The sequence below is a fragment of the Clostridium ljungdahlii genome (genome assembly GCF_001636845.1).
Classification (GTDB): Bacteria; Bacillota; Clostridia; order Clostridiales; family Clostridiaceae; genus Clostridium_B; species Clostridium_B ljungdahlii_A.
Window position 1 is genome coordinate 17,466 of the sequence record NZ_LITT01000001.1, and the last position, 21,258, is coordinate 38,723.

General features: G+C 33.9%; 37 protein-coding genes and 2 tRNA genes. All 39 read left to right on the forward strand.

Annotated elements, in window-relative coordinates:
* Positions 1 to 39: 39 nt before the first annotated feature.
* The 39 genes from WY13_RS00095 to rpsI all read left to right on the forward strand — a co-directional run bounded on the left by WY13_RS00095 (position 40) and on the right by rpsI (position 21,167).
* Positions 40 to 114: transfer RNA gene (locus WY13_RS00095), tRNA-Gly, on the forward strand.
* 9 nt (positions 115 to 123) lie between these two features.
* Positions 124 to 199: transfer RNA gene (locus WY13_RS00100), tRNA-Thr, on the forward strand.
* Between the two features lie 82 nt (positions 200 to 281).
* Complete coding sequence (gene tuf / locus WY13_RS00105) at positions 282 to 1,475, forward strand: elongation factor Tu (RefSeq protein WP_063553707.1); 1,194 nt, start codon at positions 282 to 284, stop codon at positions 1,473 to 1,475.
* A gap of 348 nt (positions 1,476 to 1,823) precedes the next feature.
* A complete protein-coding gene (gene rpsJ, locus WY13_RS00110) occupies positions 1,824 to 2,132 on the forward strand; it encodes a 30S ribosomal protein S10 (protein WP_011988802.1) in 309 nt (102 codons plus the stop codon).
* Between the two features lie 69 nt (positions 2,133 to 2,201).
* Positions 2,202 to 2,831 carry a 50S ribosomal protein L3 gene (gene rplC / locus WY13_RS00115; RefSeq protein ID WP_063553708.1) on the forward strand — a complete coding sequence of 210 codons (630 nt, stop codon included), beginning with the start codon at positions 2,202 to 2,204 and terminating at the stop codon, positions 2,829 to 2,831.
* Between the two features lie 24 nt (positions 2,832 to 2,855).
* Positions 2,856 to 3,476, forward strand: coding sequence for a 50S ribosomal protein L4 (rplD, locus tag WY13_RS00120; protein WP_063553709.1), 621 nt, complete (start codon positions 2,856 to 2,858; stop codon positions 3,474 to 3,476).
* Positions 3,476 to 3,775 carry a 50S ribosomal protein L23 gene (gene rplW / locus WY13_RS00125; RefSeq protein ID WP_013240690.1) on the forward strand — a complete coding sequence of 100 codons (300 nt, stop codon included), beginning with the start codon at positions 3,476 to 3,478 and terminating at the stop codon, positions 3,773 to 3,775. The genes rplD and rplW overlap by 1 nt, the downstream gene beginning before the upstream one ends.
* A gap of 54 nt (positions 3,776 to 3,829) precedes the next feature.
* Positions 3,830 to 4,663 (forward strand): 50S ribosomal protein L2, encoded by an 834-nt coding sequence (rplB, locus tag WY13_RS00130; protein WP_063553710.1) that lies wholly within the window; start codon positions 3,830 to 3,832, stop codon positions 4,661 to 4,663.
* A gap of 110 nt (positions 4,664 to 4,773) precedes the next feature.
* Complete coding sequence (rpsS, locus tag WY13_RS00135; protein WP_063553711.1) at positions 4,774 to 5,070, forward strand: 30S ribosomal protein S19; 297 nt, start codon at positions 4,774 to 4,776, stop codon at positions 5,068 to 5,070.
* Positions 5,071 to 5,091: 21 nt separating this feature from the next.
* Entirely contained in the window at positions 5,092 to 5,427 is a 336-nt protein-coding gene (rplV, locus tag WY13_RS00140; RefSeq protein ID WP_013240687.1) for a 50S ribosomal protein L22, read from the forward strand.
* 18 nt (positions 5,428 to 5,445) lie between these two features.
* Positions 5,446 to 6,117 carry a 30S ribosomal protein S3 gene (gene rpsC / locus WY13_RS00145; RefSeq protein WP_063553712.1) on the forward strand — a complete coding sequence of 224 codons (672 nt, stop codon included), beginning with the start codon at positions 5,446 to 5,448 and terminating at the stop codon, positions 6,115 to 6,117.
* A 17-nt stretch (positions 6,118 to 6,134) separates the two neighbouring features.
* Entirely contained in the window at positions 6,135 to 6,578 is a 444-nt protein-coding gene (rplP, locus tag WY13_RS00150; RefSeq protein WP_013240685.1) for a 50S ribosomal protein L16, read from the forward strand.
* The gene (gene rpmC, locus WY13_RS00155; protein WP_013240684.1) at positions 6,568 to 6,780 is read left to right on the forward strand and encodes a 50S ribosomal protein L29; all 213 of its coding nucleotides are present in this window, start codon (positions 6,568 to 6,570) and stop codon (positions 6,778 to 6,780) included. Before rplP ends, rpmC begins: the two co-directional genes overlap by 11 nt.
* 20 nt (positions 6,781 to 6,800) lie before the next feature.
* Entirely contained in the window at positions 6,801 to 7,055 is a 255-nt protein-coding gene (rpsQ, locus tag WY13_RS00160; RefSeq protein WP_013240683.1) for a 30S ribosomal protein S17, read from the forward strand.
* A 28-nt stretch (positions 7,056 to 7,083) separates the two neighbouring features.
* On the forward strand, positions 7,084 to 7,452 hold the full coding sequence (gene rplN, locus WY13_RS00165) for a 50S ribosomal protein L14 (RefSeq protein WP_013240682.1): 369 nt from the start codon (positions 7,084 to 7,086) through the stop codon (positions 7,450 to 7,452).
* A gap of 18 nt (positions 7,453 to 7,470) precedes the next feature.
* The gene (gene rplX, locus WY13_RS00170; RefSeq protein ID WP_063553713.1) at positions 7,471 to 7,788 is read left to right on the forward strand and encodes a 50S ribosomal protein L24; all 318 of its coding nucleotides are present in this window, start codon (positions 7,471 to 7,473) and stop codon (positions 7,786 to 7,788) included.
* Positions 7,789 to 7,810: 22 nt separating this feature from the next.
* On the forward strand, positions 7,811 to 8,356 hold the full coding sequence (rplE, locus tag WY13_RS00175) for a 50S ribosomal protein L5 (RefSeq protein WP_013240680.1): 546 nt from the start codon (positions 7,811 to 7,813) through the stop codon (positions 8,354 to 8,356).
* A gap of 12 nt (positions 8,357 to 8,368) precedes the next feature.
* Entirely contained in the window at positions 8,369 to 8,554 is a 186-nt protein-coding gene (locus WY13_RS00180; RefSeq protein WP_013240679.1) for a type Z 30S ribosomal protein S14, read from the forward strand.
* A 32-nt stretch (positions 8,555 to 8,586) separates the two neighbouring features.
* A complete protein-coding gene (gene rpsH / locus WY13_RS00185) occupies positions 8,587 to 8,985 on the forward strand; it encodes a 30S ribosomal protein S8 (RefSeq protein WP_013240678.1) in 399 nt (132 codons plus the stop codon).
* Between the two features lie 73 nt (positions 8,986 to 9,058).
* On the forward strand, positions 9,059 to 9,601 hold the full coding sequence (gene rplF / locus WY13_RS00190) for a 50S ribosomal protein L6 (RefSeq protein ID WP_063553714.1): 543 nt from the start codon (positions 9,059 to 9,061) through the stop codon (positions 9,599 to 9,601).
* A gap of 18 nt (positions 9,602 to 9,619) precedes the next feature.
* Positions 9,620 to 9,979, forward strand: coding sequence for a 50S ribosomal protein L18 (gene rplR, locus WY13_RS00195; protein ID WP_063553715.1), 360 nt, complete (start codon positions 9,620 to 9,622; stop codon positions 9,977 to 9,979).
* A gap of 15 nt (positions 9,980 to 9,994) precedes the next feature.
* Positions 9,995 to 10,492 (forward strand): 30S ribosomal protein S5, encoded by a 498-nt coding sequence (gene rpsE, locus WY13_RS00200; protein WP_013240675.1) that lies wholly within the window; start codon positions 9,995 to 9,997, stop codon positions 10,490 to 10,492.
* 12 nt (positions 10,493 to 10,504) lie between these two features.
* Positions 10,505 to 10,684: a 50S ribosomal protein L30 gene (gene rpmD, locus WY13_RS00205; protein ID WP_063553716.1), complete on the forward strand. Its 180-nt coding sequence runs from the start codon at positions 10,505 to 10,507 to the stop codon at positions 10,682 to 10,684.
* Positions 10,685 to 10,706: 22 nt separating this feature from the next.
* Entirely contained in the window at positions 10,707 to 11,147 is a 441-nt protein-coding gene (rplO, locus tag WY13_RS00210; RefSeq protein WP_063553717.1) for a 50S ribosomal protein L15, read from the forward strand.
* 1 nt (position 11,148) lies between these two features.
* Entirely contained in the window at positions 11,149 to 12,429 is a 1,281-nt protein-coding gene (gene secY / locus WY13_RS00215) for a preprotein translocase subunit SecY (RefSeq protein ID WP_063553718.1), read from the forward strand.
* Positions 12,430 to 12,454: 25 nt separating this feature from the next.
* Entirely contained in the window at positions 12,455 to 13,108 is a 654-nt protein-coding gene (locus WY13_RS00220; protein WP_063553719.1) for an adenylate kinase, read from the forward strand.
* 309 nt (positions 13,109 to 13,417) lie between these two features.
* Complete coding sequence (gene infA / locus WY13_RS00225) at positions 13,418 to 13,636, forward strand: translation initiation factor IF-1 (protein WP_013240670.1); 219 nt, start codon at positions 13,418 to 13,420, stop codon at positions 13,634 to 13,636.
* A 15-nt stretch (positions 13,637 to 13,651) separates the two neighbouring features.
* Positions 13,652 to 13,765 (forward strand): 50S ribosomal protein L36, encoded by a 114-nt coding sequence (gene rpmJ / locus WY13_RS00230; RefSeq protein WP_007062395.1) that lies wholly within the window; start codon positions 13,652 to 13,654, stop codon positions 13,763 to 13,765.
* A 187-nt stretch (positions 13,766 to 13,952) separates the two neighbouring features.
* Entirely contained in the window at positions 13,953 to 14,330 is a 378-nt protein-coding gene (rpsM, locus tag WY13_RS00235) for a 30S ribosomal protein S13 (RefSeq protein WP_013240669.1), read from the forward strand.
* A 17-nt stretch (positions 14,331 to 14,347) separates the two neighbouring features.
* On the forward strand, positions 14,348 to 14,746 hold the full coding sequence (gene rpsK, locus WY13_RS00240; RefSeq protein ID WP_013240668.1) for a 30S ribosomal protein S11: 399 nt from the start codon (positions 14,348 to 14,350) through the stop codon (positions 14,744 to 14,746).
* 21 nt (positions 14,747 to 14,767) lie between these two features.
* On the forward strand, positions 14,768 to 15,388 hold the full coding sequence (gene rpsD, locus WY13_RS00245) for a 30S ribosomal protein S4 (RefSeq protein WP_063553720.1): 621 nt from the start codon (positions 14,768 to 14,770) through the stop codon (positions 15,386 to 15,388).
* Between the two features lie 62 nt (positions 15,389 to 15,450).
* The gene (locus WY13_RS00250) at positions 15,451 to 16,398 is read left to right on the forward strand and encodes a DNA-directed RNA polymerase subunit alpha (RefSeq protein ID WP_063553721.1); all 948 of its coding nucleotides are present in this window, start codon (positions 15,451 to 15,453) and stop codon (positions 16,396 to 16,398) included.
* Between the two features lie 56 nt (positions 16,399 to 16,454).
* Positions 16,455 to 16,796 (forward strand): 50S ribosomal protein L17, encoded by a 342-nt coding sequence (rplQ, locus tag WY13_RS00255; RefSeq protein WP_013240665.1) that lies wholly within the window; start codon positions 16,455 to 16,457, stop codon positions 16,794 to 16,796.
* A gap of 94 nt (positions 16,797 to 16,890) precedes the next feature.
* Complete coding sequence (locus tag WY13_RS00260; protein ID WP_063553722.1) at positions 16,891 to 17,736, forward strand: energy-coupling factor transporter ATPase; 846 nt, start codon at positions 16,891 to 16,893, stop codon at positions 17,734 to 17,736.
* Positions 17,721 to 18,575 (forward strand): energy-coupling factor transporter ATPase, encoded by an 855-nt coding sequence (locus tag WY13_RS00265; protein ID WP_063553723.1) that lies wholly within the window; start codon positions 17,721 to 17,723, stop codon positions 18,573 to 18,575. The genes WY13_RS00260 and WY13_RS00265 overlap by 16 nt, the downstream gene beginning before the upstream one ends.
* Positions 18,576 to 18,587: 12 nt before the next feature.
* Positions 18,588 to 19,397 (forward strand): energy-coupling factor transporter transmembrane component T family protein, encoded by an 810-nt coding sequence (locus WY13_RS00270; RefSeq protein ID WP_063553724.1) that lies wholly within the window; start codon positions 18,588 to 18,590, stop codon positions 19,395 to 19,397.
* The gene (gene truA / locus WY13_RS00275) at positions 19,397 to 20,131 is read left to right on the forward strand and encodes a tRNA pseudouridine(38-40) synthase TruA (RefSeq protein ID WP_063553725.1); all 735 of its coding nucleotides are present in this window, start codon (positions 19,397 to 19,399) and stop codon (positions 20,129 to 20,131) included. Before WY13_RS00270 ends, truA begins: the two co-directional genes overlap by 1 nt.
* A 183-nt stretch (positions 20,132 to 20,314) precedes the next feature.
* Entirely contained in the window at positions 20,315 to 20,749 is a 435-nt protein-coding gene (rplM, locus tag WY13_RS00280; protein WP_013240660.1) for a 50S ribosomal protein L13, read from the forward strand.
* A 25-nt stretch (positions 20,750 to 20,774) separates the two neighbouring features.
* A complete protein-coding gene (gene rpsI, locus WY13_RS00285) occupies positions 20,775 to 21,167 on the forward strand; it encodes a 30S ribosomal protein S9 (RefSeq protein WP_013240659.1) in 393 nt (130 codons plus the stop codon).
* The last annotated feature ends 91 nt before the right edge of the window (positions 21,168 to 21,258 follow it).

Consider the following 21,258-nt stretch of genomic DNA (forward strand, 5'->3'; position numbering starts at 1 on the left):
ACTGATATGTTACTTTTGATATTTAATTGAAGTTTATTGGCGGGAGTAGTTCAGTGGTAGAACACCAGCTTCCCAAGTTGGCCGTCGCGGGTTCGAGTCCCGTTTCCCGCTCCAAGAGAAATTGCCCATGTAGCTCAGTAGGCAGAGCGTCACCTTGGTAAGGTGGAGGTCACCAGTTCAATCCTGGTCATGGGCTCCAATAATGATGTATAAAGTTTTTACAACACACCAGGATGAGTTTACTTAAATAAGATGTGTATAACCAACAAGGAGGAAGAGTAATGTCAAAAGAAAAGTATGAAAGAACAAAACCACATGTAAACATAGGAACAATAGGACACGTAGATCACGGTAAGACAACATTAACAGCAGCAATAACAATGGTATTGTCAAAAGAGGGAAAAGCAGCAGCAACAAAATATGATGAAATAGATAAAGCACCAGAAGAAAAAGAAAGAGGAATAACAATAAATACAGCGCATGTAGAGTATGAGACAGATAAGAGACACTATGCTCACGTAGACTGTCCAGGACATGCAGATTATGTAAAGAACATGATAACAGGAGCAGCACAGATGGATGGAGCAATCCTAGTAGTAAGTGCAGCAGATGGTCCAATGCCACAGACAAGAGAACATATATTGTTAGCAAGCAGAGTAGGAGTACAGTATATAGTAGTATTCTTAAATAAGTCAGACCAGGTAGACGATCCAGAATTACTAGAATTAGTAGAGATGGAAGTAAGAGAGTTATTAAGTGAGTATGGATTCCCAGGAGACGATGTTCCAATAATAGTAGGAAGTGCATTAAAGGTATTAGAGAACCCAGATGATCCAGAAACAACAAAATGCATACATGAATTAATGGATGCAGTAGATGAGTATATACCAACACCAGAAAGACCAACAGATAAAGACTTCTTAATGCCAATAGAAGATGTATTCACAATAACAGGAAGAGGAACAGTAGCAACAGGAAGAGTAGAAAGTGGAGTATTAAAAATCGGAGACGAATTAGAAATAGTAGGATTAAAAGAAGAAAAGAAGAAGACAACATGTACAGGAGTAGAGATGTTTAGAAAACTTCTAGACCAGGCAATGGCAGGAGATAACATCGGAGTACTATTAAGAGGAATACAGAGAGAAGAAGTAGAAAGAGGTCAAGTACTAGCAAAACCAGGAACAGTACATCCTCATAAGAAATTTGTAGGTCAGGTATATGTACTTAAGAAAGAAGAAGGCGGAAGACATACACCATTCTTCAATGGATACAGACCACAATTTTACTTCAGAACAACAGATGTAACAGGATCAATCGCACTAACAGAAGGAGTAGAAATGGTAATGCCAGGAGATCATATAGATATGAACGTAGAACTTATAACACCAGTAGCAATGCATGAAGGACTAAGATTTGCAATAAGAGAAGGCGGAAGAACAGTTGGTTCAGGTGTTGTTACTACAATAACTGAGTAATTAAACTAGAAATATATTACTTGTAAAACTTACTAAATATATTGTATTAAAAAAGGAAAGAGTGCACTCTTTCCTTTTTAATAAGTAGAAATATAAATTTTTACTTGTCATGTATATAAATTTATTGTATAATTAAGAAGTTGTGATGTTATAACAGCGATGAGGCAAGAGGTTGCCGGGCTTCCGGGTAATTCTTGGCTGAGTATGCTTAAGTCTTGAACTTAGGCGACGGTGATTTTGTAAAGGCAGTGCTTTCATAAAATAAAAGAAACGCCTGGAACAGTTTACAGAATATATCCGCTGTTGTACGTAAGAAGCATAGCGTGCATGAAAAGGAGGGAAATAACAATGGCAAAACAAAAAATTAGAATAAGATTAAAGGCTTTTGATCATACAATATTAGATCAATCATCTGAAAAGATAGTAGAAACTGCTAAGTCCACAGGGGCAAAAGTAGCAGGACCAGTACCACTGCCTACAGAAAAAGATGTGGTTACAATTTTGAGAGCCCCACATAAATATAAAGATTCAAGAGAACAATTTGAAATAAGAACTCATAAAAGATTGATAGATATAATAAGCCCATCACCAAAAACTGTTGATGCGTTAATGAGACTTGACTTACCAGCAGGCGTTGATATTGAAATAAAATTGTAGTAAGTGGTTTATTACTAACTATTATGACCGTTTTGGCGATCCGCTAATATGTTTAGGAGGTGTATGTAAATGAAAAAAGCTATATTAGGTAGAAAGCTTGGTATGACTCAAATATTTAATGAAAATGGAAAGGTAATTCCTGTTACAGTAATTGAAGCAGGACCTTGTGCTGTTATACAGAAGAAAACTGTAGAAAAAGATGGGTATGAGGCTGTACAGGTTGGTTTTAGCGATATAAGAGAAAAGTTGGTAAACAAACCAATGAAGGGACATTTTGAAAAAGCAGGAGTTACATTAAAGAGATTTATAAAGGAATTCAAACTTGAAAATGTTAGTGAATACAAGGAAGGCCAGGAAATAAAGGCAGATGTTTTCGCAGCAGGAGATAAAGTTGATGTGTCTGGAGTTTCTAAAGGTAAGGGGTTCCAGGGTACAATAAAAAGATGGAATGCTCAAAGAGGACCAATGTCCCATGGTTCTAAATTCCACAGAGCACCAGGTTCAATGGGAGCTTGCTCAGATCCATCCAGAACATTCAAGAATATGAAAATGGCAGGACATATGGGAAATAGAAACACAACAGTGTTAAATTTGGAAGTTGCAAAAGTTATTCCTGAGAAAAACATTATTTTAATAAAAGGTGGAGTACCAGGACCTAACAAAGGACTTGTAGCAATAAGAAATACAGTTAAGGCTTAGTCTTAGTAGAAAGGAGGATGCAGAATGCCTAAATTAGGATTATTTAATAAAGAAGGTCAAAAAGTTGGAGATTTTGAAGTATCAGATAGAGTATTTGGAGTTGAAGTAAACGAAAATGCTGTTCACCAAGTAGTTGTAGCATTACTTGCTAACAAGAGACAGGGAACTCAGTCAGCAAAGACTAGATCTGAGGTTTCTGGAGGTGGAATTAAACCATGGAGACAAAAGGGAACAGGTAGAGCAAGACAAGGATCTATAAGAGCACCACAATGGATTCATGGTGGTATAGTTTTTGCTGTAAAACCTAGAGATTATAGAATCTCACTTACAAAATCAGTTAAAAGAGTAGCCATGAAATCAGCATTGTCAAGCAAAGTAGCAGATAATGAAATGGTTGTTTTGGAAAACTTAGAATTAGAAGCTCCAAAGACAAAAGAAATAGTAAAGATGTTAGGTGCATTTAATGCAAAGAAGGCATTAATTGTTACAGCTGAATCAAATAAAAATGTATATGTATCAGGTAGAAATATACAGGGCGTATCAGTTATACCTGTTAACAATTTAAATGTTTATGATTTGTTAAAATATGAAAAACTTATAATAACAAAGGACGCTGTATCAAAAATTGAGGAGGTGTATGCATAATGAAATATACTAATTATGATATCATAAGAAGGCCTGTTGTAACAGAAAAGAGCATGGCTGGTATGAATGAGAAGAAATACACCTTTATAGTTGACATACATGCAAACAAATCAATGATAAAGAAAGCTGTAGAAGATGTTTTCGGAGTAAGCGTTGAAAATGTAACAACAGCAAGATATATAGGAAAGAAAAAAAGAGTTGGCGTTCATATTGGAAAAAGAGCGGATTTCAAAAAAGCTATTGTAAAACTTAAAGAAGACAGTAAGACAATAGAGTTTTTTGATGGAATGGAACAATAATTAAAGCAGTTATTGGAGAAATCCAGATAAGCGAAAAAAGGAGGGAATACCGTTATGGCAGTTAAAGGATTTAAACCTACTACACCTTCAAGAAGGAATATGACTGTAAGTACATTTGAAGAAATAACTACAGATGTACCAGAAAAATCACTTCTTGCAGCTTTAAAAAGAAGTGGTGGTAGAAATGCTCACGGTAAAATAACAGTTCGTCATATAGGTGGCGGAGCAAAACAAAAGTATAGATTAATAGATTTTAAGAGAAATAAAGATGGCATACCAGCAAAGGTTGCTACTATAGAATATGATCCTAATAGATCAGCATATATAGCTTTGGTAGTTTATGCAGATGGAGAAAAGAGATATATAATAGCTCCAGTTGGATTAAAAGTTGGAGATGCTGTAGTCTCAGGAGCAGATTCAGATATAAAAGTTGGAAATTGTTTGCCACTAGTAAATATACCTGTTGGTACTATAATTCATAATGTAGAATTACAAGCAGGAAAGGGAGCACAACTTGTAAGATCTGCAGGAGCTTCAGCTCAGCTTATGGCTAAAGAAGGAAACTATGCAACATTAAGACTTCCAAGTGGTGAGATGAGACATGTAAGAATAGCATGTAGAGCTACAATTGGAACAGTTTCAAACTTAACTCATGAGATAGTTAACATAGGTAAGGCAGGAAGAAAGAGACACTTAGGAGTAAGACCTACAGTTAGAGGTTCTGTTATGAACCCTAATGATCATCCACATGGTGGTGGTGAAGGTAAGGCTCCAGTAGGTCATCCAGGACCACTTACTCCGTGGGGCAAACCTGCATTAGGATATAAGACTAGAAAACATAATAAGTATTCAGACAGATTTATAGTTAAGAGAAGAAATAGTAAATAGTTTGAAGAGAATATACGTTCTCTTCACTGACTTCTATTTAACGAACCAGTTGCTTTTAGCTATAAACAAAAAGTTATATCATGCAAATTGTATGAAGGGAGGCAAAATGAATGAGCAGATCAGTTAAAAAGGGACCTTATGTCCAAGAAGCACTTTTAAAGAAAATAAATGAATTAAATAAAAATGGTGAAAAGAAAGTTATAAAAACTTGGTCAAGAAGTTCAACGATATTTCCTCAGATGATAGGTCACACTATAGCAGTTCATGATGGAAGAAAGCATGTTCCTGTATATATATCAGAGGATATGGTAGGACACAAATTAGGAGAATTTGCACTAACTAGAACATACAGGGGACACGCCGCAGACAAAACTGAAAAAACAACTCGTGTTGCTCCTCAAAAGTAGTTAGGAAGGGAGGTAGAATAAATGGAAGCTAAGGCTATAGCTAGATATGTTAGAATGTCTTCAATGAAAGTAGGAGTTGTACTTAATTTAGTTAGAGGTAAAAATGTAAATGAAGCTTTTGCTATATTAAAATATACTCCAAGAGATGCAGCTGTAGTGGTTAATAAAGTTCTTAAATCAGCAGTTGCTAATGCAGAGAATAATTTGGATTTAGATAAGGATAATCTATATGTTTCAGAAGCTTATGCTTGTGAAGGTCCGACATTAAAGAGATTTCAACCACATGCTCAAGGTAGAGCATTTAGAATAAATAAGAGAAGTAGTCACATAACTTTGGTAGTTAAGGAAAGAGAGTAATAAGAAGGAGGGAAACAGATGGGACAGAAAGTACATCCACATGGCCTAAGAGTTGGTGTTATTAAAGAATGGGATGCTAAATGGTATGCAAATAAGAAAAATTTTGCAGACAATATAGTTGAAGATAATAAAATTAGAAAATTTGTAAAAGCAAAAACTGCTATTGCTGGAGTTTCAAAGATTCAAATTGAAAGAGCAGCAAAAAGAGTTAAGTTAAATGTATTTACAGCAAAACCTGGAATGATAATAGGAAAAGGCGGCCAAGGAATTAATGCTTTAAAAGCTGAAATTCAAAAAATGGTTACTGAAAAAACTGTGCTTATAAACATTGTTGAAGTAAAGCAGGCAGAGGCTGATGCCCAGCTTATGGCAGAAAATGTAGCTTTGCAATTGGAAAAGAGAATTTCCTTTAGAAGAGCTATGAAACAAACAATACAAAGAGCTATGAAGTCTGGTGTTAAGGGTGTTAAGACTACATGTTCAGGAAGACTTGGTGGCGCAGAAATTGCAAGAGCTGAGTCATACCATGAAGGTACAATTCCACTCCAGACATTAAGAGCCGACATAGATTATGGATTTGCAGAAGCAAATACCACATATGGTAAAATAGGTGTAAAAGTATGGGTATATAGAGGAGAAGTGCTCCCTGCTAAAAAGCCTGTTGAAAACAAGGAAGAAGTTAAAGCATAGGGAAGGAGGAATAGCATATGTTAATGCCTAAGAGAGTTAAGCATCGTAAGGTACAACGTGGTAGAATGAAAGGCAAAGCTACAAGAGGTAATTTTATAGCATATGGAGATTACGCTATACAGGCTACAGAATGTGCATGGATAACAGCAAATCAGATAGAAGCAGCCAGAATAGCTATAAATAGATATATCAAAAGGGGAGGAAAACTTTGGATAAAGATTTTCCCAGATAAACCAATTACAGAAAAACCTGCTGAAACACGTATGGGATCAGGTAAAGGATCACCAGAATATTGGGTAGCAGTTGTTAAACCAGGTAGGGTATTATTTGAACTATCAGGTGTTCCTGAACCAGTAGCAAGAGAAGCAATGAGGCTTGCATCACATAAATTGCCTATAAAGACTAAGTTCGTTACAAGAAAAGATTTTGAAGAAGTGGGTGGTGAAAGCAATGAAGGCTAGAGAATTGCAAGAGTTAAGACAAAGCAGCACTCAAGATTTACAGGCAAAAGTACAAGATCTTAAGTCAGAATTGTTTAATTTGAGATTTCAATTGGCTACAGGTCAATTAGAAAATCCAATGAGAATAAAGGAAGTCAAAAAATCTATAGCCCAAATTAAAACCATCCTTAGGGAAGAAGAGCTAAGATCATTTGAACAATAGTTTGAAAGGAGGTTTATTCTGTGGAAAGAGGATACAGAAAGACAAGAACAGGAAGAGTTATCTCAGATAAAATGGATAAAACTATAGTAGTTGCAGTTGAAACTAAAGTACGTCATCCACTGTACGGAAAAACAGTTAACAGAACTACTAAATTTAAAGCTCATGATGAAAACAATGAAGCAAGGAATAATGATAGAGTATTAATAATGGAAACGAGACCTTTATCGAAGGATAAGAGATGGAGACTTGTGGAAATAGTAGAAAAGGCTAAATAGTATAATAGCTGAAAGGAGGGTATTTTCAATGATTCAGCAACAGACATTATTGAAAGTTGCAGATAATTCCGGAGCTAAGGAAATTATGTGTATAAGAGTTTTAGGTGGATCCAAGAGAAAATGGGGAAACATCGGTGATACAATAGTTGCTAGCGTTAAAAGTGCAACACCAGGCGGTGTTGTTAAAAAAGGAGAAGTTGTAAAGGCTGTTATCGTCAGATCTGTAAGAGGACTTAGAAGAGCAGACGGTTCATATATAAAGTTTGATGAGAATGCTGCTGTTATAATAAAAGATGATAAGCAACCAAAGGGAACTCGTATCTTCGGACCAGTTGCGAGAGAGCTAAGAGATAAAGATTATACAAAAATATTATCACTAGCGCCTGAAGTTCTATAAGATAAGGAGGTGGCTATAATGGCAAAGATACATGTTAGAAAAAAGGATACAGTCATGGTTATATCCGGTAAAGATAAAGGAAAAACAGGAGAAGTTTTAAAGGCTATGCCTAAAACAGGTAAAGTCATTGTTAAAGATGTTAATGTAGTTTCAAAACATCAGAAACCAAATAAGCAAAATATGCAGGGTGGCATAATTAAAAAAGAAGCTCCTATATATAGTTCAAAAGTAATGTTATATTGTGACAAATGTAAAAGTGTAACTAGAATAAGTCACAAGATATTAGATGATGGAACAAAAGTAAGAGTATGTAAAAAGTGCGGAGAAACATTTTAATCTTTGAAAGGAGGGCAAAAATATGAGTTCAAGGTTACAAGAGAAATATGAAAAGGAAGTTATTCCTGCTTTAATGGATAAGTTTAAATATAAGAACATAATGCAGGCACCAAAACTTGATAAGATAGTTATAAACATGGGTGTAGGAGAAGCTAAGGACAATCCAAAGGTTTTAGAATCAGCAGTTAGCGACTTAACTTTAATTACAGGACAAAAACCAGTTTTAACTAGAGCAAAAAAATCTATAGCAAACTTTAAAATAAGAGAAAATATGGCTATAGGATGTAAAGTTACTTTAAGAAAACAATATATGTATGAATTTGCAGATAAATTAATTAATATAGCACTACCAAGAGTTAGAGATTTCTCAGGAGTTCCAGATAAATCTTTTGATGGTAGAGGAAATTATTCCATAGGAATTAAAGAGCAATTAATATTCCCTGAAATAGAATATGATAAAATAGATAAAGTCAGAGGTATGGATGTTATCTTTGTCACTACTGCAAATACTGATGAAGAAGCAAGAGAGTTGCTTAAACTTCTTGGAATGCCATTTGCTCAAAAATAAGGAGGGAAAAACGTGGCACGTAAAGCTTTGATAGAAAAGTGGAAAAAGGAACCTAAATATCCAACAAGGGCTTACACAAGATGTAGAATATGTGGAAGACCTCATGCTGTATTAAAAAAATATGGTATATGTCGTATATGCTTTAGAGAACTTGCGTATAAGGGTGAAATACCTGGCTGCAGAAAAGCAAGTTGGTAAATGTTAGTTATTGATGAAAGGAGGCACAATAAATGGTAATGACTGATCCTATAGCAGATTTGCTTACTCGTATAAGAAATGCAAATATTGTTAGACACGAAATAGTAGAAGTACCTTCTTCAACTATTAAGAAGGCACTATTAAATATAATGCTTCAAGAAGGATATATAAAAAATGTAGAGGAATATACAGATGGTTCTGTAAACATGATAAGACTTTCAATGAAGTATGGTAAAGATAAAGAAAGGGTTATAACAGGACTCAAGAGAATATCTAAACCTGGATTAAGAGTTTATTGTAGAAAAGAAGAAATTCCTAAAGTTTTAAATGGACTTGGAGTTGCAGTAATATCAACTTCTAAAGGAATTGTTACAGATAGAGACGCAAGAAAATTAGGAGTAGGTGGAGAAGTACTTTGCTACATATGGTAGTTTTAGAAATAAGCTAAGATTAGTAGTAAATGATATTTATTATGAACCTATTAGGAATACAGGAGGTGTAATGATGTCAAGAATAGGAAAGCTTCCAATAGCTATTCCAAGTGGTGTCACCTTTGCAGTAACACCAGACAACGTTGTTACTGTAAAAGGACCTAAAGGCCAACTTGTAAAGGCTATGAGAAAAGATATGAATATTGCTGTTGAGGATAACTCAATAGTAGTTAAAAGAAATAATGATGAAAAAGAATCTAGAGCTCTTCATGGATTGACTAGAGCATTGATAAATAATATGGTTATTGGTGTAACTGAAGGATATGCAAAGACATTAGAATTAGTAGGTGTTGGTTACAGAGCTCAGTTACAAGGAAAAAAGTTAGTTTTAAACTTAGGATTTTCACATCCAATTGAAGTAGAGGCAGTTGAAGGAATATCTTTTGAAACACCTGCACCTACAAAAGTTGTAGTAAAAGGTATCGACAAAGAATTAGTAGGCGATGTCTCAGCAGATATAAGAAATTGGAGAAGACCTGAACCTTACAAGGGAAAAGGAATTAAATATGAAAATGAAGTTATAAGACGTAAAGAAGGAAAAACAGGTAAGAAGTAGTAGAAAGGAGTGAACCTTATGTTTAAAAAAGATGATAAGAAAAAACTAAGATCAAAGCGTCATCTTAGAGTTCGTAGAAAAATTTCTGGAACAAATGAAAGACCAAGACTTGCAGTATATAGAAGTGCAAAAAATATATATGCTCAAATAATAGATGACGTAAAGGGAACAACTCTAGTTTCTGCTTCAAGTGTAGATAAAGATTTTCAAGGAGTTGGAAGTAATAAAGAAGCAGCAAAAGTTGTTGGTCAGACAATAGCTAAGAAAGCTATTGAAAAAGGAATCAAAGAAGTAATTTTTGATAGAGGCGGATATATATATCATGGAAGAGTACAGAATCTTGCTGAAGGTGCAAGAGAAGCTGGCTTAGAATTCTAATAAGGAGGGAAATAAATGAGAATCGATCCTAGCGCTTTAAATCTTAAAGAGAAGGTTGTATTCATAAATAGAGTTGCTAAGGTTGTTAAAGGTGGTAGAAATTTTAGATTTAGTGCCCTAGTTGTAGTGGGAGATGAAAATGGCCACGTAGGCGTAGGAACTGGAAAATCTATAGAAATACCTGAAGCAATCAGAAAAGGAATAGAAGATGCTAAGAAGAATTTAATCGAAGTTCCAATTATAGGTACAACAGTACCTCATAGTATAGCTGGTCAATTTGGAACAGGAAGAGTACTTATAATGACAGCTCCTGAAGGTACTGGAATTATAGCCGGTGGACCTTCTAGAGCAGTTCTTGAACTTGCAGGATTAAAGGATGTTAGAGCAAAATCAGTTGGTTCTAATAATCCAAGAAATATGGTAAATGCTACTATTGACGGTTTATCAAGACTAAAGACAGCAGAACATATAGCTAGTCTTAGAGGAAAAACTGTCGAAGAGATTTTAGGTTAGGAGTGAATGACCTTGGCTAAACTTAAAATAACTCTAGAAAAGAGTTTAATAGGAAGAAAAAAAGATCATATAGCAACTGTAAATGCTCTTGGATTAAGAAAAATAGGAAAAGTTGTAGAGCAAGAGGATAATCCTCAGATCAGAGGAATGATCCAAAAAGTTAGCTATCTTTTAAAGGTAGAAGAGGCATAATACGAAGGAGGTGTAAGTACGAATGAAACTTCATGAATTAAAACCAGCAGAAGGATCAAGAAAATCACCAAAAAGAGTTGGAAGAGGTACTGGTTCTGGTTTTGGAAGAAATGCTGGAAAAGGTGAAAATGGACAGAAAGCTAGATCCGGTGGTGGAGTAAGAATAGGATTTGAAGGCGGACAGATGCCATTGTATAGAAGACTTCCTAAAAGAGGCTTCACTAATATATTTGCAAAACAATATTATGAATTAAATGTTGAAAGACTAAACGCATTTGAAGATGGAACAGAAATTACTCCAGAATTACTTTTAGAGAAAAAGGTAATTAAAAAGTCCAAAGATGGTTTAAAAATACTTGGAAATGGTGAATTGCAAAAGAAACTCACAGTAAAAGCAGCTAAATTTACTAAAACTGCAGTGGAAAAGATAGAGGCAGCTGGAGGAAAAGTAGAGGTGATATAAAGTGCTATCAACCTTGCGTAATGCTTGGAAAGTTCCTGAACTAAGGAAAAGATTGCTATTTACTTTATTTATGATAATAGTTTTTAGAATGGGAAATTTTATTCCTGTTCCAGGAATTGATACTACAAAGTTAAGTAGTTTAACTAGCAATGGCTCGTTGTTTGGCTTTTATGATCTTCTAGCAGGAGGAGCATTTAGCAGATTTAGTATATTTGCTATGGGAGTTATTCCATTTATCAATTCCTCCATCATATTCCAACTTCTTACAGTTGCTTTGCCTCGTTTAGAGCAATTATCTAAAGAAGGAGAAGAAGGTAGAAAGAAGATACAGGAATATACTAGATATGCTTCAGTACCACTAGGTATAATTCAAGGAATAACCATATATGTTATTATAAATAGAGCAGGTGCGCTTTCAAATCCATCTGATAAGTTCAATATATTTATGATAATATTTACTGTGACTGTAGCGTCAACTTTTCTCATGTGGCTTGGTGACCAGATTACTGAGCATGGTATTGGAAATGGAATATCTCTTATAATATTTATAAACATTATTTCGAGATTTCCTTCTGCAGTATCTGGAATTTTAAAAATGCAGCAGGTTGAAACAGTTAACTTTGTGGAAGTAATAGGACTTGCAGCAGTTATATTCTTGCTATTTTTAGGAGTTGTAATTTCAAGTTTATCTGAGAGAAGGATTCCTATACAGTATGCAGGAAAAACAAATGCAGGAAGAATGTATAAAGGTCAGTCCACTAATATTCCAATCAATGTAAATGGAGCAGCTGTTATTGGAATCATATTTGCTATATCAGTTATGCAGTTTCCAATGACTATAGGGCAATTTTGGCCGGACTCAGCTTTTAACAAGTTTATAACAGGAAGTGTGTATAGTCCGTTTAAAGAAAGTAATTGGTTATATTTAGTGCTTTATTTCTTGCTTACAATTTTCTTTACATGGTTTTATACTGAAGTTACTATGAAGCCAGAGGAAATGGCCGAAAATATGAATAAGTCCTCAGGATTTATACCTGGCATAAGGCCAGGAGAGCCTACGGCTATATTTATTGAAAGAGTTTTAGCCAGAGTGTCAGTATTAGGAGGAGCTTTTGCAGGTATAATAGCAATATCTCCTATAGTAGCAGAAACTTATACTAGTTTTAAAGGCATATATTTTGGTGGAACAGGGCTATTAATTATAGTAAATGTAGCTATTGAGACCATAAGACAATTAGAATCGCAACTAGTAATGCGTCATTATCATGGATTTTTGAATTGATAAAATATTTTTGGAGATGGTGCTGTTGAAAATAATTTTATTAGGTCCTCCAGGAGCTGGAAAAGGGACTCAAGCTAAATTTATTAGTGAAGAATATTCCATACCTCATATATCCACTGGGGATATTTTTAGAAAGAATATTTCAGAGAAGACTCCACTTGGAGTTGAGGCAAAAAAGTATTTAGATAACGGACAATTAGTACCAGATGAGGTTACTATAAATATAGTTAAAGATAGATTAGGCAAGGATGATTGCAAAAACGGATTTTTGTTAGATGGATTTCCTAGAACCGTAAATCAAGCTGAAGCTCTAGACTTATTTTTAAATAATAAAGGGCAAAAGATAGATACAGCTCTCCTTATAGATGTTCCTAAAGAATTAATTCTTGAAAGAATGACAGGTAGAAGAGTTTGTCCATCTTGCGGCGCAAGTTATCATATAAAATTTAATCCTACTAAAGTTAAAGGCAAGTGTGATGTGTGTCATAGTGATGTTATACAAAGAAAAGATGATACTGAGTCAACTGTTAAGGATAGGTTAGATGTATATGATAAGCAAACTCAACCTCTGATTGGGTACTATAAAAAGCAGAAAGCACTTTCTATAGCAGACGGAACTGGAGAAATAAATGAGGTTTTTCAAAGAGTAAAAGAAAATTTAAAATCTATTTGCAAATAATTTAACACAAATAGAGATAGATATGCTGGAACCTGTAAGTTGAAAACCAAGCAAAAGCTGATGATACAGTAAAATCTAGAATAACTACTGAATAATTGGATAGAATTTCAGAGGAGTATATATTAAGACGATAGTGTTTTAGAAAATACTCCAGAAATATTGACTTTAATTTAAAGTGTTAGTATTATGGATTAATATGGACTGTAAGTATATGAAGCATAATTTACTGGTACGTTGAAAGTGATTATAAGCTCGGTGCTAAACAGATTTTTTGCAGTCAGCAATAACAAGGAGGTTTGATTATACCTTATGTCAAAAGATGATGTTATTGAAATTCAGGGTACTGTTTTAGAAGCTTTACCAAATGCTATGTTTCAGGTAGAATTAGAAAGCGGACATAAGATATTAGCACATATATCTGGTAAATTAAGAATGAATTTTATAAGAATATTACCAGGTGATAAAGTTACAGTAGAGCTTTCTCCTTACGATTTGACTCGTGGGAGAATAACTTGGAGAGCGAAGTAATAAGGAGGGTTAGCTATGAAAGTAAGGCCATCAGTTAAGCCTATGTGTGAAAAGTGTAAGATCATAAAGCGAAAAGGAAGAGTAATGGTTATCTGTGAAAATCCTAAGCACAAACAAAAACAAGGCTAAACTAATAAAAAGTAAGTATTAGTAAAACACGTTATTAATACTTAATGTATGATTTATGAGTTAATAACGTTTTAAGGTGCGGCTGCAGCAATGTAAAGTTATTTACTTTGCTGGCTTTAAAGCTTAATATAATATAAATAAAGTAAATTAATCCTTACCAATCAGATTTTAGGAGGTGTAAATTTTAATGGCAAGAATAGCAGGTATTGACCTACCAAAGGAAAAAAGAGTTGAAATAGGTCTAACTTATATATATGGCATAGGGTTATCAACTTCTCAAAAAATTCTAAAAGAAGCTGGAGTAAATCCAGACACTAGAGTTAAAGACCTAACAGAAGAAGAAGTTAACTCTTTGAGAAATTACGTAAAGAATGTAACAATCGAGGGTGACTTGAGAAGAGAGATTGCTCTTAATATAAAAAGATTGATAGAGATAGGTTCATATAGAGGAATAAGGCATAGAAGAGGTCTGCCAGTCAGAGGACAGAAAACGAAGACAAATGCAAGAACAAGAAAAGGACCTAAGAAAATGGTAGCAGGCAAGAAGAAAGTAGTAGGAAAATAATATAAGGAGGTAAAAAGATGGCAGCTGGAAAAGTTAGAAAGACAACTAAGAGAAAAAAAGAAAGAAAAAATGTTGAGCATGGTTGTGCACATATAAGATCAACTTTTAATAATTCTATAGTTACAATTACCGATGCTGCGGGAAATACTTTATCCTGGGCTAGTGCAGGTGGTTTAGGATTTAGAGGCTCTAGAAAGAGCACCCCATTTGCTGCACAAATGGCAGCTGAAACATCAGCTAAAGCAGCTATGGAACATGGATTAAAAAGCATCGAAGTATATGTTAAGGGACCTGGTGCTGGTAGAGAAGCCGCAATAAGGTCATTACAGGCAGCAGGACTTGAAGTTACATTGATAAAAGATGTTACTCCAATTCCACATAATGGATGCAGACCACCAAAAAGAAGAAGAGTTTAGTAACGGGAGGTGTAAGTTTTAATGGCAAGATATACTGGATCAGTATGCAGACTTTGCAGAAGAGAAGGCTTAAAATTATTCCTTAAAGGGGATAGATGTTATACAGATAAATGTGCATTTTCAAGAAGAGGATATGCACCAGGACAACATGGTCAAAGAAGAAAAAAAGTATCAAACTATGGTTTACAATTGAGAGAAAAGCAGAAGGCTAAGAGAATATATGGACTATTAGAAGGACAATTTAGAAAATACTATGAAACAGCTGATAGGAAAAAGGGAATAACAGGTGAAAATTTGTTAGTTCTACTTGAAACAAGACTTGACAATGTAATTTATAGATTAGGATATGGACAGTCAAGAGCAGAAGCTAGACAATTGGTAACTCATGGCCATTTTTTAGTTAATGGAAGAAAAGTGGATATACCTTCTTTTAAGGTATCAATTAATGATAATATAACTGTAAGTGATAAGAGCAAATCATCAGAGAAATTTAAAACTTTTGCAGAAAACCCAAAAACTTTACCAACTTGGTTAGAAGGAAATGTAGAAAATTTCCAAGCAAAAGTTCTTAGACAGCCAACAAGAGAGGATATAGATGTTCCTGTTAACGAAACATTAATCGTAGAGTTATACAGCAAGTAGTTAATATAGAATCAGTTGCCCTCAGAATACATTATTAGATAAATAGAAGGAGGGTTATATTCATGTTAGAAATAGAAAAACCCAAAATAGAATGTGTTGAAACTAGTGAAGATGGTAACTATGGAAAGTTTGTAGTGGAGCCCCTTGAAAGAGGCTATGGTATTACTCTTGGTAATGCACTTAGAAGGATTCTTCTTTCTTCCCTTCCAGGAGTTGCTGCTAATCATATAAAAATAGATGGTGTACTTCATGAATTTTCAACTATTCGTGGAGTAAAAGAGGATGTTGCAGAGCTAATTCTAAATATAAAAGAATTAGCTTTAAAGATGAATGGAGAAGGTCCTAAAACTATATATATAGATGCACAAGGACCAGGAGAAGTTGTTGCAGGAGACATAAAAACAGATGGTGATGTTGAAATAATTAATAAAGACTTACATATAGCTACCTTAGATGATGATGGCAAACTCTATATGGAGATTGCTGTCAACGGAGGAAGAGGATATGTTTCTCAAAGAAAGAATAAGTCTGAAGACATGCCAATAGGTACTATTCCTGTAGATTCAATATACACTCCTATTAAAAGAGTTAATTTTGCTGTAGAAAATACAAGAGTTGGTCAAATAACTGATTATGATAAATTATCATTGGAAGTATGGACTAATGGAACTATATTACCAGATGAAGCTGTAAGTTTATCAGCTAAAATTCTCATAGAACATTTCAAACTATTTATGACTCTTACTGATCATGCTAATAATGTAGAAATAATGGTTGAAAAGGAAGAGGATAAGAAGGAAAAGGTTCTTGAGATGACAATAGAAGAATTAGACCTTTCAGTGAGAAGTTATAATTGTCTAAAGAGGGCTGGAATAAATACAGTTCAAGAGTTAACAGAAAGAACAATGGATGATATGATGAAGGTAAGGAATTTAGGTAAAAAATCCTTAGAAGAAGTTGAGCAAAAGCTTGATGCCTTAGGATTATCATTAAAGCAAAGTGAAGACTAAAATTTGTTAAAATAACGAACGGATAAACTTATTACCTACAGTAAGGAGGGATATAAATGGCACAGTATCGTAAATTAGGACGTCCATCTGACCAAAGAAGAGCAATGCTTAGAAGTCTTGTTACTAACTTTTTAAAGCATGGTAAAATACAGACAACTGTAACTAGAGCAAAGGAAACAAGAAGTTTAGCAGAAAAGATGATTACTCTTGCAAAAAGAGGAGATCTTCATGCTAGAAGACAGGTACTTTCTTTTGTAACTGAAGAAGAAGTTGTAAAAAATTTATTTACAGATATAGCTCCTAAATATGCTGAAAGAAATGGTGGATACACTAGAATGTATAAAATGGGTCCAAGAAGAGGCGACGGAGCCGAATTAGTTATACTAGAGTTAGTATAAAATTAAAGGGATTAAGTAAAGACTAGCTTAATCCCTGTTTTTCTATAAAATGCTGTTTCAATTTTGTTGCTCATCAAATTAGTGAGGTGTTTCTATGGAAAAAAATATAATAGTATGTGATAATGTAAGCTATAAATATAAGGACAATGATAATGAAAATGTAAAATTAGCTGTAGATCATGTGAATTTTCAAGTAAAAAAGGGAGAATTCCTTGTAGTGCTTGGAAGAAATGGATCTGGAAAATCTACTATGGCTAAACATATAAATGCTCTTTTAGTTCCAACTGATGGAAAAGTATATGTAGAAGATATAGATACTTCAGATGAAAAAAATACCTGGAAGATAAGAAATAAGGCAGGAATGGTTTTTCAAAATCCAGATAACCAAATAGTTGCTACTATAGTAGAAGAAGATGTTGCTTTTGGACCAGAAAACCTAGGAGTTCCATCAGCGGAAATAAGAGCAAGAGTTGATGAGTGTTTAAAAAGAGTAAATATGTATGAATATAGGAGACATGCACCTCATTTACTTTCAGGTGGACAAAAGCAAAGGGTAGCTATAGCAGGAGTGCTTGCTATGAGACCAGATTGTATAATATTTGATGAATCAACTGCAATGCTTGATCCGTCTGGTAGGCGTGAAGTAATGAGTACAATAAAAGATATAAACAGCAAGTACAATATGACAGTAATTCTAATTACACATTATATGGAAGAAGCAGTAGAAGCAGATAGAATAATTGTTATGGATGAAGGTAAAATTATAATGGAAGGATCTCCTAGAAATATATTTAGTCAGGTATCCAAAATGAAAAAAATAGGACTTGATGTACCTCAAATGACAGAATTAGCCTATGAGCTTAGGAATAGTGGTGTAGATATTAAACCTGATATATTAACTATAGATGAGATGGTGAGTGAATTATGCCGATTAAAATAGAAAATTTAACTCATATATATATGAAAGGTTCACCTTTTGAAAAAAAAGCACTAGATGACATAAATATTGAAGTAGAAGATGGAGAATGTGTTGCTTTGATAGGACACACGGGTTCGGGAAAATCAACACTTATTCAACATATAAATGGACTCTTAAAACCAAGTTCAGGCAAGATAATAGTAGATGGAGTAGATATTACTGATAAAAAGATAAATTTGAATTTTATAAGAAAAAAAGTAGGACTTGTATTTCAGTATCCTGAATATCAGTTATTTGAGGAAACTATAGAAAAAGACATTGCTTTTGGTCCTAAAAATTTGGGATTGAGTGATGATGATATAAATAAAAGAGTGAAGAGAGCCATGAACATGGTGGGATTAAAATATGAAGATTACAAGGATAAATCTCCTTTTGAATTAAGCGGAGGGCAAAAGAGGAGAGTTGCTATAGCAGGAGTAGTTGCTATGGAGCCTAAAGTACTCATATTAGATGAACCAACAGCAGGTCTTGATCCCAAGGGAAGAGATGACATCTTTTCAGAGATAAAAAATTTACATAGTGAATACAATATGACCATAATATTTGTATCTCACAGCATGGAAGATGTAGCTAAGCTGGCTGGTAGAATAATTGTAATGCATCAGGGAAAATGTATACTTGATGGCCCTCCTGAAAAAGTTTTTAATGAGGTTGACACTTTGGAAAGTGTAGGACTTGCAGTACCTCAAGTAACATATATGGTAAAAAAGCTTAGGGAAAAGGGCATAAATATATCAAAAGATGTATTTACAGTAAAGCAGGCAAAAGAAGAAATACTCAAAATATTAAGTAAAAGTTAGGAGAGCTAGTAAATGATTAAAGATATTACAATAGGTCAATATGTACCTGGGAATTCTTTTGTTCATAAGTTGGATCCAAGAGTTAAGATATTGATATCTTTAATATATATTGTAGATTTATTTATAGTAAACAGCTTTAAAGGCTATATATTTATAGTATTATTCACTATAATTTCAATACTTATATCTAAGATACAGTTTTCATACATTTATAAAGGACTTAAGCCAATATTCATATTAGTTATTATAACTGCAGTGCTGAATATATTTATGACAACGGGAATTAATCCACCTTTATTTAAGTGGAAGTTTTTAGTTGTGTATAAAGAAGGATTAGTTATGGCTGCATTTATGGCAGTTAGACTTGTATTCTTAATTATAGGAACCTCACTACTAACTTTAACTACATCTCCTATTGAACTCACAGATGCAATAGAAAAACTTTTAAGTCCAATGAAAAAAATAGGAGTGCCTGCTCATGAGTTAGCTATGATGATGACCATAGCACTTAGATTTATACCGACACTGATGGATGAAACAGATAAAATAATGAAAGCTCAAATGGCAAGAGGAGCGGATTTTCAATCTGGAAACATAATTCAGAGAGCTAAGAATCTTATCCCAATCCTAGTTCCACTTTTTATAAGTTCTTTTAGGCGTGCAGATGAACTGGCAATGGCAATGGAAGCTAGATGTTACACAGGTGGAGAAGGCAGGACTAGGATGAAACAGCTTAAGTTAACTAATAAGGACTTTACGGCATCAGTGTGTGTTTTTGCATTGGTGTGTGTGTCTATATTCAGTAGAGTATGGTGGCATTAATGAAGAATGTAATGCTTACAATAGAATATGATGGTACAAATTATTCTGGATGGCAGAGACAAGATAATGCTATGACAATTCAGCAAAGATTAGAGGAAGCTATTAAAAAAATTACAGGGAGTTTTTCTGAAGTTATAGGTGCAAGCAGAACTGATGCAGGAGTTCATGCAAGAGGATTTGTGTGCAACTTTTTTACTAATAGTAAAATACCAAGTTCTAATTTTAAAATGGCGCTAAATGGAGTATTACCTAAAGATATAGTTGTATTAAACGCCAGAGAAGTGGATGATAGTTTTCATTCTAGGTATCACAGCTTAGGTAAAAAATATGTTTATACAATAGTAACGGGAAATAATAGGCCTGTTATTGGAAGACAATATGTTTATTACTTTAGGAGAAAATTGGATATTGGTAAAATGAAAAATGCATGTAAGTACTTTATAGGTACTCATGATTTTTCTGCTTTTAAGAAAAAGGGAAGTTCTGTTAAATCTTCTGTTAGAACAGTGAGAGAGTTAACTATTGTACAAGAAGACAATTTGATTAAGTTTAGTATAGTTGGAGATGGATTCTTGTACAATATGGTAAGGATAATAGTAGGTACTTTATTAGAAGTAGGGTTAGGAAGGTTTACGCCAGAATATGTGAAAGATATTTTAGAGTCTAAGGATAGGTCAAAAGCCGGGAAGCCTGTACCAGCCTTAGGCCTTTGTTTGGAAAAAATATTTTACTAGATTGACACACCAGGCACATTGTATTATAATATAAATTGTTTGTATTTTGGATATAAAGGATCCACCAGCCCCGGGTCTTTATATAGAGAATCGTTTATGAAAATTTAGAAGTTTTTTTTAGAGATTAAAAGAAACTAGAATAAGAGAGGAGTTGAAAACCGTTAATTGTATAACGGGAAAGCCATGAAATCATATATAGCAAAACCTGAACAAATTGAAAGAAAATGGTACATTGTTGATGCTGCAGGAAAGCCCCTTGGAAGAGTAGCAAGTCAAATTGCTTCAATATTAAGAGGTAAAAATAAACCAATATATACACCACATGTTGATACAGGAGATTTTGTAATAGTAATAAATGCAGAAAAAGTAGTTTTAACTGGTAAAAAATTAGATCAAAAGATGTTGAGACATCATTCCTTATATCCAGGTGGATTAAAGGAAATTTCTTATAGAGATGCTTTAGCAAAGAAACCAGAATTTGTATTCCAGGAAGCTGTAAGAAGAATGCTTCCAGATGGTCCACTAGGAAGACAAATGTTTAAAAAATTAAAAGTATACAGAGGTGCTGAGCACAATCATGAAGCTCAAAAGCCAGAAGTATTAGAATTAAAATATTAGGTTAGAGCTGGAGGGAGGATAAAAAATGGCTAAGGTTCAGTATTTTGGAACAGGAAGAAGAAAAAAGTCAATAGCAAGAGTTAGACTTGTACCTGGAGAAGGTAAAGTAACTATAAATAAGAGAGATATGGATGATTACTTTGGATTGGATACTTTAAAGGTTATAGTTAACCAACCATTGGAATTGACTTCAACTAAAGGAAAGTTTAATGTACTTGTAAATGTTCATGGAGGAGGATTTACAGGTCAGGCTGGAGCTATAAGACATGGAATATCAAGAGCTCTCTTAAAAGCAGATGAGAATTTAAGACCGGAACTTAAAAAGGCTGGTTTCTTAACAAGAGACCCAAGAATGAAAGAAAGAAAGAAATATGGTCTTAAGAAAGCAAGAAGAGCTCCACAATTTTCAAAGAGATAATATCAGAATTCAAAATAGTTTATACATACAAAATTTGTGTGTGTATAAGCTATTTTTTATTGAAAATAATTTAATAACTTTTTATGTTTTG

Coding starts and splice junctions, on each gene's coding strand:
- rpsM (WP_013240669.1), top strand. CDS start 13,953: ATGGCAAGAATAGCAGGTATTGACCTACCAAAGGAAAAAAGAGTTGAA.
- rpsK (WP_013240668.1), top strand. CDS start 14,348: ATGGCAGCTGGAAAAGTTAGAAAGACAACTAAGAGAAAAAAAGAAAGA.
- rplB (WP_063553710.1), top strand. CDS start 3,830: ATGGCAGTTAAAGGATTTAAACCTACTACACCTTCAAGAAGGAATATG.
- WY13_RS00270 (WP_063553724.1), top strand. CDS start 18,588: ATGATTAAAGATATTACAATAGGTCAATATGTACCTGGGAATTCTTTT.
- rpsS (WP_063553711.1), top strand. CDS start 4,774: ATGAGCAGATCAGTTAAAAAGGGACCTTATGTCCAAGAAGCACTTTTA.
- WY13_RS00250 (WP_063553721.1), top strand. CDS start 15,451: ATGTTAGAAATAGAAAAACCCAAAATAGAATGTGTTGAAACTAGTGAA.
- rpsD (WP_063553720.1), top strand. CDS start 14,768: ATGGCAAGATATACTGGATCAGTATGCAGACTTTGCAGAAGAGAAGGC.
- rpsH (WP_013240678.1), top strand. CDS start 8,587: ATGGTAATGACTGATCCTATAGCAGATTTGCTTACTCGTATAAGAAAT.
- rplO (WP_063553717.1), top strand. CDS start 10,707: ATGAAACTTCATGAATTAAAACCAGCAGAAGGATCAAGAAAATCACCA.
- rplV (WP_013240687.1), top strand. CDS start 5,092: ATGGAAGCTAAGGCTATAGCTAGATATGTTAGAATGTCTTCAATGAAA.
- rplW (WP_013240690.1), top strand. CDS start 3,476: ATGAAATATACTAATTATGATATCATAAGAAGGCCTGTTGTAACAGAA.
- WY13_RS00260 (WP_063553722.1), top strand. CDS start 16,891: ATGGAAAAAAATATAATAGTATGTGATAATGTAAGCTATAAATATAAG.
- rpsE (WP_013240675.1), top strand. CDS start 9,995: ATGAGAATCGATCCTAGCGCTTTAAATCTTAAAGAGAAGGTTGTATTC.
- infA (WP_013240670.1), top strand. CDS start 13,418: ATGTCAAAAGATGATGTTATTGAAATTCAGGGTACTGTTTTAGAAGCT.
- rplQ (WP_013240665.1), top strand. CDS start 16,455: ATGGCACAGTATCGTAAATTAGGACGTCCATCTGACCAAAGAAGAGCA.
- rplD (WP_063553709.1), top strand. CDS start 2,856: ATGCCTAAATTAGGATTATTTAATAAAGAAGGTCAAAAAGTTGGAGAT.
- rplN (WP_013240682.1), top strand. CDS start 7,084: ATGATTCAGCAACAGACATTATTGAAAGTTGCAGATAATTCCGGAGCT.
- rplX (WP_063553713.1), top strand. CDS start 7,471: ATGGCAAAGATACATGTTAGAAAAAAGGATACAGTCATGGTTATATCC.
- rplE (WP_013240680.1), top strand. CDS start 7,811: ATGAGTTCAAGGTTACAAGAGAAATATGAAAAGGAAGTTATTCCTGCT.
- rpsJ (WP_011988802.1), top strand. CDS start 1,824: ATGGCAAAACAAAAAATTAGAATAAGATTAAAGGCTTTTGATCATACA.
- rplF (WP_063553714.1), top strand. CDS start 9,059: ATGTCAAGAATAGGAAAGCTTCCAATAGCTATTCCAAGTGGTGTCACC.
- rpsI (WP_013240659.1), top strand. CDS start 20,775: ATGGCTAAGGTTCAGTATTTTGGAACAGGAAGAAGAAAAAAGTCAATA.
- rplP (WP_013240685.1), top strand. CDS start 6,135: ATGTTAATGCCTAAGAGAGTTAAGCATCGTAAGGTACAACGTGGTAGA.
- rplC (WP_063553708.1), top strand. CDS start 2,202: ATGAAAAAAGCTATATTAGGTAGAAAGCTTGGTATGACTCAAATATTT.
- rpsC (WP_063553712.1), top strand. CDS start 5,446: ATGGGACAGAAAGTACATCCACATGGCCTAAGAGTTGGTGTTATTAAA.
- WY13_RS00265 (WP_063553723.1), top strand. CDS start 17,721: ATGCCGATTAAAATAGAAAATTTAACTCATATATATATGAAAGGTTCA.
- rplM (WP_013240660.1), top strand. CDS start 20,315: ATGAAATCATATATAGCAAAACCTGAACAAATTGAAAGAAAATGGTAC.
- tuf (WP_063553707.1), top strand. CDS start 282: ATGTCAAAAGAAAAGTATGAAAGAACAAAACCACATGTAAACATAGGA.
- rpmC (WP_013240684.1), top strand. CDS start 6,568: ATGAAGGCTAGAGAATTGCAAGAGTTAAGACAAAGCAGCACTCAAGAT.
- rpmJ (WP_007062395.1), top strand. CDS start 13,652: ATGAAAGTAAGGCCATCAGTTAAGCCTATGTGTGAAAAGTGTAAGATC.
- truA (WP_063553725.1), top strand. CDS start 19,397: ATGAAGAATGTAATGCTTACAATAGAATATGATGGTACAAATTATTCT.
- rplR (WP_063553715.1), top strand. CDS start 9,620: ATGTTTAAAAAAGATGATAAGAAAAAACTAAGATCAAAGCGTCATCTT.